The sequence below is a fragment of the Lactobacillus kefiranofaciens genome, assembly GCF_900103655.1.
GTDB lineage: Bacteria > Bacillota > Bacilli > Lactobacillales > Lactobacillaceae > Lactobacillus > Lactobacillus kefiranofaciens.
In genome coordinates this window covers 60,458-72,401 of record NZ_FMXC01000004.1, presented here as the reverse complement: position 1 = coordinate 72,401, position 11,944 = coordinate 60,458, and the positions used below count along the sequence as shown (strand labels likewise).

Genomic DNA, 11,944 nt, shown 5'->3' with positions numbered 1-11,944 from the left:
TGCAACTAGCTAATTTGAGGAAATAAAAATAGGTGTAGATGTAAGAATAAGTTATTTAGTTAATTTTTTCTTCAGAGGTAAAAGATTATGATGCAAAAGATTCAGCGGTTTGGGGCCGCAATGTTCGTCCCAGTCATGCTGTTCTCGTTTGCGGGTATTGTCGTAGCCCTCGGGGGTTTGTTCAATAACCCAACATTGTTTGGCTCAATTGCCAATCCAGGAACAACATGGAACTCAGTTTGGGACACAATTTCAGCCGGTGGTTGGACAGTCTTCAACCAGGAAGGTATTTTATTCACGGTAGGTTTGCCAATTGGTTTAGCTAATAAGGCTAGAGGTAGAGCTGCCATGGAGTCAGTAATTGCTTACTTGACTTACAACTACTTTATCGGTGCAATGCTTACCCACTGGGGTGCAGCATTCGGTTTGCCAAACTTCGCCAAGGTTCAAATCGTAGCTAACGCTACTAACCATGGTTTAACTAACATTGCTGGTATCAAGACCCTTGACACTAGTATCTTAGGTGCCTTGGTTGTTGCCTTGATCGTTGCATGGCTCCACAATAAGTACTTCGACAAGAAGTTGCCTGACTGGTTAGGTACTTTCCAAGGCTCAACTTATGTTTATGCTATTTCATTCTTCGTAATGATTCCTTTAGCATTAATTACTTGCTGGGGCTGGCCAAAAGTTCAGATGGGTATCACCAGCATGCAACACTTCATCGTTGACAGTGGTTTCATCGGTATTTGGATTTACCAATTCTTAAACCGTGTATTGATTCCTACTGGTTTGCACCACTTGGTATACATTCCATTCCAGTTCGGTCCAGCTGTTGTTGAAGGCGGACTTCAACCATACTGGTTAAAGCACTTAGCAGAATACGCAGCAAGCACCAAGCCATTATCACAAATCGCTTCCGTTGAAGGCTTTCAGCTTTACGGTAACGAAAAGGTCTTCTTGGTACCATTTATCTGTCTTGCCTTCTACGCAACAGCCAAGAAGAACAAGAAGAAGCAAACTTCTGCTTTACTTATTCCAGCTGCTTTAACTTCTGTTTTAGCAGGTATTACTGAACCTATTGACTTTACTTATTTGTTCGCTGCACCAGTTCTTTGGGTAGTTTACTCAGTATTGTCAGCCACAATGAACACCGTAATGTGGGCATTTGGTTTAAGAGGGTTCATGTCGGATGGTGCGATTGGTATCGCCTCTATGAACTGGCTGCCGTTATGGCAAAATCACTGGCACATCTATGTCATGCAATTCATCGTTGGTATTATCTTCGGGATTATTACCTACTTCGTCTTCAAGATTATGATCGAGAAGTTTAATTACATTACTCCAGGTCGTGAAGCTGATGACCAAGATGTTAAATTAATCAACAAGAAGGAATATAAGCAAAAGATGACTGCTAAGGCTGCTGGCAAGGATGCTAATGATCCTTACATTGCTAGAGCTACAGCTTACCTTGACTTGTTAGGTGGTGCTGAAAACATTACTGAATTAAGTTCATGTGCTACTAGATTACGTGTATCTGTTGCCGATCCAGATAAGGTTGCTCCAGACTCACAATTTAAGGCTAATAAGGCTGTTAACGTGGTTCACCACGGCAAGGCCTTACAAGTTATCGTTGGTCTTGACGTACCACAAGTTCTTGATGAAATGAATCAATTGATGCAAGAAAGTGGCAACACGGCTAAAGTGACAACTGAACAAGATAATCCATATATTGAAAGAGCCACTGGTATCGTTGACTTGCTTGGTGGTGGTGAAAACATTAAGGACTTAGTTGCTTGCTCAACTAGAGTAAGAGCACATGTCTTTGACACCAAGAAGGTAGCTCCTGATGCAGAATTCAAGAAGATTGCAGATTCTTATGAAGTTCAACATAGAGATAACAACGAAGTTGACATCGTTGTCGGATTGGATGCCGATCAAGTCGTTGATCAAATGAAACAATTGCTATAAATGAAACAATTGCTATAATTGAAAGCGCTTGTGGTATTATTAATATATAGATTATATATTGATAAGGGTACAGGTGTTATGGCAGATTTAAGATCAATGGTTTATGACAATAGTAATAAACTAAATGATTCTGAAAAACAGATAGTTCAGTTTGTTTTAAATAATCCGAAAGACTGTAGCAGATTAAGCCTAGCTAAGCTAGCTAAAAAGCTCTACGTTTCCGAATCAGCAATCTTTCGGTTATGTAAGAAGTTAGGGCTTAGCGGCTATAGTGAACTAAAATTTGATTTGATTGAACTAGCACAATCAAGACAAAAGCCAATTAAGATCGAAAATAATTTCGCTAGAGAATTAAGTAGAGTAAATGATGATGTATTGAAGTATTTTAAGCAACGCGATTTCAATAGTTTATATCGTGAGCTTGAGAATGCAGGTACGGTCTACATTTATTCGACTGACTGGCAGCAAGAACTGATCGCGCAATATTTAGCTCATGAATTATTTGTAGTGGGTAAGCATGCGACGGTTTTGCCATCAGCTTTAGACGAATTGAAGGCGGCTAGCCGCTTTGCTAAAAAGGGCGATGTCTTGTTCATCATCTCCTTTACCGGGAATAATAAGACGATCAATGAAGAAATTACTAAGCTGGAACTAGTTAATGACAAGTTCAGATGTGTATCGTTTACCAACATGAAGCAGAATAAGTTAGCTTCTTTGGTGCAGCACAATATCTATTTTCCAACGATCGCCTTTACTGATGACGCTGACTATAAGAGCGGCAAGGTAGCCTTTACGCCAGCATATTATTTGATTGATTTATTAATTAGTGAATATGTAGCTTGGCAACAGAGCCAAGGAGAGGATGTTGAGATTAATGTGGGCAATTAGTAAGCAAAAAGTTGCAAACTTTATCGGCCGAATGACCCAAAGCATGCATTTGGATACTAAGAAGATTCTTACTTGGTATTCCTACATACTATTCATTGCCCCAATATTGTTCTGGGCATTGATTGCAATGCGGAGTGCGGCTTCAGGTCAGACGTTAAGAATGATTATCATGAAGCAGCCAGCAGTCGCAATCGCCACGATTATTGCCATTGTGGACTTCGTCCTGGGCTACTACTTATTACTGAACAAGCAGAAAGTATTAATTAACCGACAGACTTACCGCTTCGTAATGGTCAGTCAGATGTTGGGCCAGATGCTTGTGGGTAATCTGCTATGTGTTGTTTTAGCTATCTTGGGAGTGTATCGCGCTAAAGCTTTGCCTAAGACGCAAGCTAGCGTTAACCCAATTATGATGGCTGCTTCGATTGCAGCAGCTGTGTTATTATTAGGTTGCTTTATGTTGATATTGCTACTTGAATTTTAGAAATCCAGAGGTTATAGATTATGTTTAATTTTTTCAAGAAAAAGAATAAAGGTATGGAAGTTGATGCAGTGGTTGATGGCAACATTATGCCAATCACTGATGTTAAAGATGATGTCTTCTCAACGAAGATGTTAGGTGATGGTTATGCTATTAAGCCAAGTGACAAGAACATCTATGCTCCTGTCAGCGGCACGATTTCTACGCTCTTTCCAACTAAGCACGCTATTGGCATTAAGACTGATAAGGGATTAGAGATCTTAATCCACTTAGGTCTTGATACTGTTGAATTAAAAGGTGCTCCGTTTACAGTTGCTGTTAGCCAAGGCGATAAAGTTGAAAAGGGCCAACCTTTAGGAACCATGGATTTCCAAATGATTACAGATAAAGGCTATGATGATAGTTGTATCGTCGTTTATACCAACATGGACCTAGTAAAGTCGGTTACACCGATTGAAAAGGGCACTGTGCAACATTCCCAAAAGGTACAAACTGTAGAATTGAACTAGTCGTTTTCCCCTCTCTCAATTAAGAAATCTGATAGACAAGTTAAATTATGGTTTTGAGCTTAGCTTCTTAGGTGAAGCTAAGCTTTTTTGTTAAAATAAAAGAGGTAAAAAAGGAAAGAGGACATAGCATGAAAAAATATCGGCCAAATACAAAAGCAGTGGTTGTTGGACTTGCTTTTATGCTAGTGGGAATTGCCTGTTGGGTAATTAAAGCATCATTTATTCCTAAGGGCGCTGTCTTTTTATTCTCGATCGGGATGCTCTTAATTTGTATTGGTGGGTTGACTTTAACCATTACGGCTTTTATTGCAATGAGAAAAAATGACTTAGCAATGAACGCAATTATTAAAAAACAAGATGAAGAGCGTAAAAAAGAAGCGGAAAAGAAAAAGCAAACTTCTGCTTTTTAATTAGTTTTTTGCTTATAATTAAATACGAGATTAATTTTATAGGGGTTGATTAAAAGATGAATTTTAAAGAAGTTTATGAAGGCGAACATGTAACACGTAAGTTCAATAATAGAAAGATTCCTGAAAAGACAATTGCAGAAATTATTAAAAAGGCGCAACAATCACCATCACTGCTTAATTCTCAGCCTTGGCGGGCTTACGTATTAATGGGGGATGCTTTGGAGCAATTCAAGCAGGCTTCTGCTAATAATGTGGACCAAGGCATTAAGCCACATGAAGATTTTGCTTCCATGTTATCGCTGGATTGGGATACCTTCCCAAGCAGCAATATGGCAACAATGGGTGCTTCGCAGAGTTTCTTCTTCAGAAATAAACTGAATCTGTTCGCTGAAGCTAATAAGACGATGTTCAACGCACCAGCGATTGTATTTTTGACAGTACCAAAGAAGTCACCAGCTTGGTCTGTCTTTGACTTAGGAATTTTTGCTCAAAGCATTATGCTCTTAGCTGTTAACCGCGGATTAGGGATCATGCCGGCCCACTCAATGGTTTCTTATCCAGATCTAGTTAGAAAATATGCTCGCATCCCTGAAGATGAATCTGTAGGGATGGCTATTGCTTTAGGCTACATTGATAAAAATGCCGAAGTAAATGATCCAGTTTATATTCCTAAACGAGTACCATTTGATAAAATTTACAAAGTAACTAAATAAATTACCATCACTTGTGCTAAACTGAACTATTTCAATTAATAAATGGTAGAATAGGTTTTAGTAAATAATTTGTAAAAAGGTGGTAAACTTTGAGTCCAGCTCAAATAACAACTAATTTAGCTACAACTTTATTAATATTTGTCGTTGCGGCCTTTTTCGTCGCAGCTGAGTTCGCTTTAGTTCAGACTAGACCAAGTCAGCTTGAAGATATGCTGGCTAAGGGTCAAGGCAATAAGAAGAAGTTAAAGCGTGCATTGCATATGACGCATAATCTGAATGAGTATCTGTCGACTACACAGGTAGGTACTACTCTGGTCGGAGTAGTCTTAGGTTGGTTCTCGGCTGATACCTTCGCTGCGATTTTGGAAGATGCTTTTCATTTAATGCCAATGAATGAGTCACTCATTAAGTCAGTTAGTGCTATTTTGGGTGTGATTTTGTTAACTTATTTAGAAGTAGTGTTGACTGAAGTTGTGCCTAAGAATATTGCGATTGACAAGCCAGTTGCGATGATGATGGGAATTGTAACACCGCTGCATGTCTTTCACACGATTGTTTATCCTTTCGTTTGGCTGCTTAATTCTAGTTCCAATGGCATTTTGAAGCTGATGGGTTTTGCTCCAGCTGATGAAGAAAATGAGGTCTATTCTCAATCTGAAATTATTAAGCTATCTCGTAATGCCGTTCATGGTGGTTCCCTGGATAAGGAAGATTTAACTTACATGGAACGTGCTTTCGAATTAAATGACAAGGTTGCCAAGGATATTATGACTGACCGGACGAGGTTGTCAGTACTTGATTCAACCGATACGGTTGATTATGCTTTAAAGAAGTATCTAGAAGAAGGCTTCAGTCGCTTTCCAGTTGTACGTGATAATGATAAGGATGATGTTGTAGGTTACATTTATTCCTATGATATTGTCCAACAGAATCAAGTTGACAGCAGCATTCCAGTTACGAGAATTATCAGAACGATCATTACCGTGCCAGAGTCAATGCCAATTCAAGATATTTTACACTTGATGATTTTTAAGCACACGCCAATTGTCTTAGTTGTGGATGAATATGGCGGCACTAGTGGCATTGTAACGGATAAGGATATCTATGAAGAACTCTTTGGTTCTGTTAAGGATGAAATCGACGATGTCTCTGATGATTACATTATCAAGGATAAGGATGGTAATGTGCGCGTTTCAGGCAAGACGACTTTGTATGACTTTGAACGCTACTTCCATACTGATTTGAAGGCCTTCCAAGATAGCGATATTATTACTATTGGTGGCTACATGATGGAACATTATCCGAACTTGAAGAAGAATGAATCTATTACTTTAGAAGGCTATAAGTTTACGCTAGACAGCATTGAACAAGGTTTCATGCGTTGGTTCATTGTTGAGCCGGTAACGGTAAAAAGCAAAAAAGCTGAACAAATCAAGAGCAAAAAACAGAATTAACATGAAGAAGCGTCAATTTTGACGCTTTTTTTGTTTAAAGATGTTATAATTTTTTTATTAATAATTGAAGACAATGAATAGAAGGGTAAATAATGGTTAAAGGCGACAATATTAACGATATTATTGATCATAAGTTATTTTCTGAAGATGACATTCATGAGATGTGCGTGCGTTTAGGCAAGCAACTGACTGAGGATTATGCAGGTAAGAAGCCCTTAGTTGTGGGTGCGTTGAAGGGTGCAATTTACTTTTTGACTGATTTGACTAGACAGATGGATGTGGCACATCAATTAGACTTCTTAGATGTTTCCAGTTATGGTGATGGCTTTGAATCAACGGGCAAAATCAAGGTGGTAACCGATTTGGCTGCTGATGTTAAGGATCGTGACGTATTGATCGTAGAAGATATCGTTGACACTGGCTTAACCCTGAAGTTCATGAAGGACTTAATTAAGGGCCGTGGCGCTAAGAGCGTTAAGTGTTGCGCAATGTTGAACAAGGAAGCACGCAGAAATGTTGACGTTGATGTTGATTACTACGGCTCTAAGGTAGGCAATGAGTTCGTGGTTGGCTATGGCCTTGACTTTTTGAATATGTACCGCAATATTCCTTATGTTGGAGTATTGAAACCAGAAGTTATTCAAAAGTATGTTAACAAGTAAAAAATAAGGGTGGATTAAATTAATGTCCATCCTTATTTCTCTTTTGCATATAATAATAAATTGGCAATCCTAATAGGGTTAAGATAATCCCAATTGTGGATAAAATGAATTGATTGATAATCGTAGAAACGACAATAAAAATACCACCTAGGATTGAAATGATAGGAATAAGTGGATACCAGGGTACCTTGAACGGACGCTTTAATTCAAGCTCACGTTTTCTTAAAATGACTACTGCCACTGAAAGCATGGTGTTGAAGGTCCACATTACGAAAACCAGCATGTCGGTTAAGACGGTGAAGTTGCTGAGTAGGATCATGATAATGGCGATAGCATCAACGATCAGGGCGCCGATGACTGGAACGCCGGTATGAATATTGGCCTTACCGATTTTGCTAGAGAAAGGAAGGAGATTGTCCTGCGCTAGAATATAAGGCGTACGCATTCCCGTGAGCATGAAGGCATTAACCGCGCCGTATACGGAGATTAGAATTCCAATCGTGATAATTTTTCCGCCCATCTGACCGAATAGCTTCATTGATGCTTCAAAGGCCGCATTATTATTGTTGGCTAATTCATGGATTGGCAACACGGTCAAAAAAGTATAGTTGATCAAAACATAGATTAGCGTGATTGCCGATAAGCCAAAAATGATGGGCCGAGACAAATCCTTTTCAGGATTTTTAACCTCATTAGCTAGATTAGTGACTACGATCCAGCCTTCAAAGGCAAACAAGGCTGATAGAAGTCCCTGACTAATTGCAGTAGGAAAAGCCTTACCTGCACCGACAGTTAAGGGAATAATTGGTGCACTAATTTTATTTTGATTAAAGAGGCCCCAGACAATAATTAAGGCAATAGGAATAATCTTCAAGATTGTAATGACTGATTGCATTTTGCTAGAAAATTTAGTTCCAATTAAGTTGATTCCTAGCAAGAAAATCACTAAACCAATTGCAATTAAATTTGCGTACTGATTTTTTAGCCCAAATAAGGAAACAAACTGAACGCCAAAAATAGAACTTAGTGCGCCAATCTGCGCGGGAAAGTACACAATCATCTGCGCCCAACCAAAGAGAAAGCCCCAGACGCGGCCATAAGTATAATCTAAGTATTTAATTGCGCCATTGATTTTTAAGCTTGCCGCAATTTCCGAAATTGTTAAGCCAGACGCGATTGAAATTAGTCCGGCTAAAATCCAGACAAATAGAGTCATTGAGCTGCTGCCAGTCTGTGCGGTAATCGTACCGATCTTAAAGAAAACTCCGGCACCGATTACGGAGCCTACCACGGTAGCTAATGCCTGACCAAAAGAGATTTGTCGTTTCACATGCTTCACCTTCAAATAATATATTTAAGTTATTTTAGCACATTTATTTTTTAGAGTTGGATAATAAGGTAAAATTTGGTTAAAATATTGGCAGGGGGAAAGGCCATGAAAAGATATCATCATAAGTATACTTTGCCAACAATTATTACTTTGCTTATTTTGGCAATTGCGTTTCTTTTAATTGGCTTTTTTAATTTTAAGAGGCAAACCACTTTGCCTCCGGATGCCAATACTAGTGCTATTGGTATTCAGCTTAATCAAGAGATTGATTATGTAGATTTGCATAAATTGCAGGCTAATGGCATCTCCTTTGTCTATTTGAAAGCAACGCAAGGACGATCATATTTTGATGAGAATTATTTATCCTACCGTGATCAGATTCTGGGAACCAAGTTGGCCTTCGGCAGCATCATTTCTTATAGCAATGAATCAACGCCTCTGCAGCATTATCGCTATTTCTTTAAACAAGTTGGTGATAATACAGGTAGTCTGCCAATTTTGGTTGTTCCAGCAGTAAACAGTCGCTCGAGTAAATATCTCAAGTCAATGAGCAAATTTGTGGGGATGCTGCAGCAGCGCAATAAGAAGGTCATGGTCGAGGTAGATCAACGTTATCGGCGTTACTTCGATAATCAAACGATGTTAATGTCAGAAGATAGCAAGGCACCTAGCAAGGCACCTAGCAAGCTGAAGTATTCATTCTGGCGTTATACCACTAATGGACGCGTGAAGAATGTTGCCGGTTTAGAAAAAGACATTACCATGTACGCGTATAACGGAACCGTTAGTCAATATAAAGAGAGATATGGACAGTTAACACAATAATGTATCAAGCAGAAGTTAAACAAGTTTTACAAAAAGAGCATAAAGATCAGCCTACTTTAATTCAAAAAGCTAGCTATGAAGCAATCAGAAATGGCGCAAGTGTAGTCGGCTTAGCCAAAACAGGGACAGGCAAGACGCTGGCCTATGCTATTCCGGTATTAGAGCGGACGCTAAAAGGCAAGGCTAACAGCGTAGTTATTTTAGCACCAACTACGGAATTGGCAGTGCAGATTCGTCACGCGATCAATCCTTATTTGCACGCACTTGGCTTAACTGGAGTTAGTCTAGTTGGTGCCGGCAACCGGAAGCGTCAAGAAGATAAGTTGAAGAAAAAGCATCCCGAAGTAGTGGTTGCTACACCAGGAAGATTTTTCGACTTTTTCTCAGCTAACCGGATTAAGACTAGTCAGATCAAGAGTTTAATTATTGATGAAGCAGATGATATTTTAGAGTTTGCCAAGTTAGAACTTTTATCCGCATTAGGTCAGAATTTAGATCCAGATAGCCAGATTCTGCTCTTTGGAGCGACTGATTCTGAAATTACTAAGAACTGTGAAGAGATTTTTGCGCGCAATTTTTTATTAATCGATGTGCGCCAGGAGCAAAAATCGACCACGAAGCATTATTTCTTACAGGTTGATAATCAACATAAGATTGAATTCTTACAGCGAATGACTAAGCTGGATCACTTCAAGGGCATTTTATTTTTTGATTCTAATAAAACGATGATGCGCTTTGCTGGGATTTTTGGTCATACTAAGACTAGATTTGAATTATTGGCGAATGAATTTGGCAAAGAACGGCGTGAAAAAGCCTTGCATGATTTAGCAACGGGCAAGGCTAAGCTGCTTTTGGCAACGGACTTAGCTGCCCGCGGTTTAGATATCCCGGGCGTAACTTATGTCATTAATTTTGACATTCCTAGTGAGTCTAATACTTATTTGCATCGAGCAGGTAGAACCGGTCGAATGAATGCTGAAGGCTATGTAGTTACCTTAGGTGATGACCATGATTTTCGTGATTTGAAGAAATTAATGGCTGATGAAGTTGAAATTAAGCGGGTTTATTTTGCAGGTTATCATTTGACTACTGACCGGCCTAAGAAGAAGGCTAAGCATGTAGAACAGCAAATTGAAAAAGCTGTACTTAAGAAAAAGAAGAAGCGCAAGAAGCATAATAAAAATAAGGGATATCATCCTCATTATTTGAAAGGGAAGAAATGAATCGATTAGTTAGATGGCTGGAAGATTATGTTTTGCCGTTGGCTAGCAGGTTGGGTCAGATTAGATGGTTGGTGGCTCTTAGGGATGCCTTCATTTCCTTAATGCCGATTACGATTGCTGGATCTTTAGCGGTTTTAATCAAGAGTCTGGTTATCGCCGCTCGGGATCATCTAGGCTGGGAGACATTCGCTTATCTAATGCAGCCCCTAGTTTCCATCAGTAATTTAGTTTGGCGCGGAACTTTTTCGCTCTATGCATTCTTCTTTGCTTTAGCTTTAGGCTATCAACTAGCTAAAGCATTTGAGGGCAACCGCTTAGCTGCAGCGATTGTGTCGCTGTCTTCATTTGCCTTAAGTATCGCAAATGTAGCTCAAATTAAGTTTCATGGTGACAACATCGCGGTAAAAAATGCCTTTGATATTAGTCAGTTTTCGACAACTGGTTTGTTTACGGCTATTTTATTTGGTTCGATTGGTTTTGCAATTTATCTAGCCTGCTATAAAGGTCGAATTATGATCCAGATGAAGGCTAATTTGCCTCATGCAGAGCAAGCGGCCTTTGATTCAATGATTCCGGCAATGATTGCAATTTTTAGCATCGGCGGAATTAATTATTTGTTCCAGGTAATGAAGGGTAAATATTTTGGCAATTGGTTATTAACCAGTATCCAAGAACCTTTGGTAAAATGGGGCCAAGGTTTTGGGACCGTCCTATTGGTTACTTTGCTAGTACAGGTCTTTTGGTTCTTTGGAATTAATGGTTTAGGAGTATTGTCGCCGATTTTTGATTCAATCTGGCTAACTGCACAAAACGGCAATATTACGGCGATTTGTAATGGTCATGTCCCACCTTACTTGTGGGTGCGTGGCTCCTTTGATGTCTTTGCCTGGTTTGGCGGAGCTGGAGGCACATTAATGCTGATTGTGGCGATTTTAATCTTTTCTAAGCGAACAGACTACCGCACAATTGCTAAAATCTCCTTAGCACCGGGCATCTTTAATATTGGGGAACCGATTTTATTAGGCTTGCCAGTAGTGCTCAATCCGGTTTATTTGATTCCATTTTTACTAACGCCGGTAGTTAATGTGGCTTTTTCTTATTGGATCAGCGTAATGGGGCTGGTGAATCCCGTCCAGGTAGCGGTGCCAAGCATCATGCCACCAATTATCGGGCCATTTTTAGCTTGCAATTATGATTGGCGAGCCATTATTTTGAGTATTGTTGATATGCTGATCGCCTTGGCAATTTGGTCACCATTTGTTATTGCAGCGGATAAAATTGCGGATACGAATAATCCAAAAACATTTTTTAGTACACAATTTTAGAAAAAAAGATTAACTATTTTGCTATTTTTTGGTAAAGTTAATCTTAGGTTTGACCCCGTAGTTCATCTGGATAGAACAATGGTCTCCTAAACCGTAGAGGTGAGTTCGAATCTCACCGGGGTCATAGAAAAAGTCATCTGGGTACTTCCAGATGAC

General features: G+C 39.4%; 12 protein-coding genes and 1 tRNA gene. 12 read left to right on the top strand and 1 reads right to left on the bottom strand.

Translation table 11 applies throughout. The annotated features are described in order from the left end of the window. Window positions 1-87: 87 nt before the first annotated feature. From BLP58_RS03105 to hpt, 8 genes are all read left to right on the top strand, one after another. Window positions 88-1,968, top strand: a complete 1,881-nt coding sequence (locus BLP58_RS03105; protein WP_056956864.1) for a PTS sugar transporter subunit IIBC — start codon at window positions 88-90, stop codon at window positions 1,966-1,968. Window positions 1,969-2,046: 78 nt separating this feature from the next. Continuing rightward, window positions 2,047-2,856 (top strand): MurR/RpiR family transcriptional regulator, encoded by an 810-nt coding sequence (locus BLP58_RS03100; RefSeq protein WP_025084091.1) that lies wholly within the window; start codon window positions 2,047-2,049, stop codon window positions 2,854-2,856. Continuing rightward, on the top strand, window positions 2,843-3,340 hold the full coding sequence (locus BLP58_RS03095) for a hypothetical protein (RefSeq protein ID WP_013854518.1): 498 nt from the start codon (window positions 2,843-2,845) through the stop codon (window positions 3,338-3,340). The genes BLP58_RS03100 and BLP58_RS03095 overlap by 14 nt, the downstream gene beginning before the upstream one ends. Before the next feature lie 20 nt (window positions 3,341-3,360). After that, the gene (locus BLP58_RS03090; RefSeq protein ID WP_013854517.1) at window positions 3,361-3,846 is read left to right on the top strand and encodes a PTS sugar transporter subunit IIA; all 486 of its coding nucleotides are present in this window, start codon (window positions 3,361-3,363) and stop codon (window positions 3,844-3,846) included. Window positions 3,847-3,974: 128 nt separating this feature from the next. Next, window positions 3,975-4,256 (top strand): hypothetical protein, encoded by a 282-nt coding sequence (locus BLP58_RS03085; RefSeq protein ID WP_013854516.1) that lies wholly within the window; start codon window positions 3,975-3,977, stop codon window positions 4,254-4,256. A 56-nt stretch (window positions 4,257-4,312) separates the two neighbouring features. Continuing rightward, the gene (locus tag BLP58_RS03080) at window positions 4,313-4,969 is read left to right on the top strand and encodes a nitroreductase (RefSeq protein ID WP_013854515.1); all 657 of its coding nucleotides are present in this window, start codon (window positions 4,313-4,315) and stop codon (window positions 4,967-4,969) included. 89 nt (window positions 4,970-5,058) lie between these two features. Next, the gene (locus tag BLP58_RS03075) at window positions 5,059-6,423 is read left to right on the top strand and encodes a hemolysin family protein (protein ID WP_013854514.1); all 1,365 of its coding nucleotides are present in this window, start codon (window positions 5,059-5,061) and stop codon (window positions 6,421-6,423) included. Window positions 6,424-6,515: 92 nt separating this feature from the next. Then, a complete protein-coding gene (gene hpt, locus BLP58_RS03070; RefSeq protein WP_013854513.1) occupies window positions 6,516-7,085 on the top strand; it encodes a hypoxanthine phosphoribosyltransferase in 570 nt (189 codons plus the stop codon). Window positions 7,086-7,104: 19 nt separating this feature from the next. Here hpt and BLP58_RS03065 read toward each other — a convergent pair whose 3' ends face one another. Beyond that, entirely contained in the window at window positions 7,105-8,415 is a 1,311-nt protein-coding gene (locus BLP58_RS03065) for an APC family permease (RefSeq protein WP_013854512.1), read from the bottom strand. Between the two features lie 105 nt (window positions 8,416-8,520). Here BLP58_RS03065 and BLP58_RS03060 point away from each other — a divergent pair, with 105 nt between their 5' ends. The 4 genes from BLP58_RS03060 (at window position 8,521) to BLP58_RS03045 (ending at window position 11,912) form a co-directional block, all read left to right on the top strand. After that, window positions 8,521-9,240, top strand: a complete 720-nt coding sequence (locus BLP58_RS03060; protein ID WP_013854511.1) for a GH25 family lysozyme — start codon at window positions 8,521-8,523, stop codon at window positions 9,238-9,240. Further along, window positions 9,240-10,463 (top strand): DEAD/DEAH box helicase, encoded by a 1,224-nt coding sequence (locus BLP58_RS03055; protein WP_013854510.1) that lies wholly within the window; start codon window positions 9,240-9,242, stop codon window positions 10,461-10,463. The genes BLP58_RS03060 and BLP58_RS03055 overlap by 1 nt, the downstream gene beginning before the upstream one ends. Continuing rightward, the gene (locus BLP58_RS03050) at window positions 10,460-11,788 is read left to right on the top strand and encodes a PTS sugar transporter subunit IIC (RefSeq protein ID WP_013854509.1); all 1,329 of its coding nucleotides are present in this window, start codon (window positions 10,460-10,462) and stop codon (window positions 11,786-11,788) included. The genes BLP58_RS03055 and BLP58_RS03050 overlap by 4 nt, the downstream gene beginning before the upstream one ends. Window positions 11,789-11,839: 51 nt before the next feature. Further along, window positions 11,840-11,912: transfer RNA gene (locus tag BLP58_RS03045), tRNA-Arg, on the top strand. The last annotated feature ends 32 nt before the right edge of the window (window positions 11,913-11,944 follow it).

Coding starts and splice junctions, on each gene's coding strand:
- BLP58_RS03105 (WP_056956864.1), top strand. CDS start 88: ATGATGCAAAAGATTCAGCGGTTTGGGGCCGCAATGTTCGTCCCAGTC.
- BLP58_RS03100 (WP_025084091.1), top strand. CDS start 2,047: ATGGCAGATTTAAGATCAATGGTTTATGACAATAGTAATAAACTAAAT.
- BLP58_RS03095 (WP_013854518.1), top strand. CDS start 2,843: ATGTGGGCAATTAGTAAGCAAAAAGTTGCAAACTTTATCGGCCGAATG.
- BLP58_RS03090 (WP_013854517.1), top strand. CDS start 3,361: ATGTTTAATTTTTTCAAGAAAAAGAATAAAGGTATGGAAGTTGATGCA.
- BLP58_RS03085 (WP_013854516.1), top strand. CDS start 3,975: ATGAAAAAATATCGGCCAAATACAAAAGCAGTGGTTGTTGGACTTGCT.
- BLP58_RS03080 (WP_013854515.1), top strand. CDS start 4,313: ATGAATTTTAAAGAAGTTTATGAAGGCGAACATGTAACACGTAAGTTC.
- hpt (WP_013854513.1), top strand. CDS start 6,516: ATGGTTAAAGGCGACAATATTAACGATATTATTGATCATAAGTTATTT.
- BLP58_RS03060 (WP_013854511.1), top strand. CDS start 8,521: ATGAAAAGATATCATCATAAGTATACTTTGCCAACAATTATTACTTTG.
- BLP58_RS03055 (WP_013854510.1), top strand. CDS start 9,240: ATGTATCAAGCAGAAGTTAAACAAGTTTTACAAAAAGAGCATAAAGAT.
- BLP58_RS03050 (WP_013854509.1), top strand. CDS start 10,460: ATGAATCGATTAGTTAGATGGCTGGAAGATTATGTTTTGCCGTTGGCT.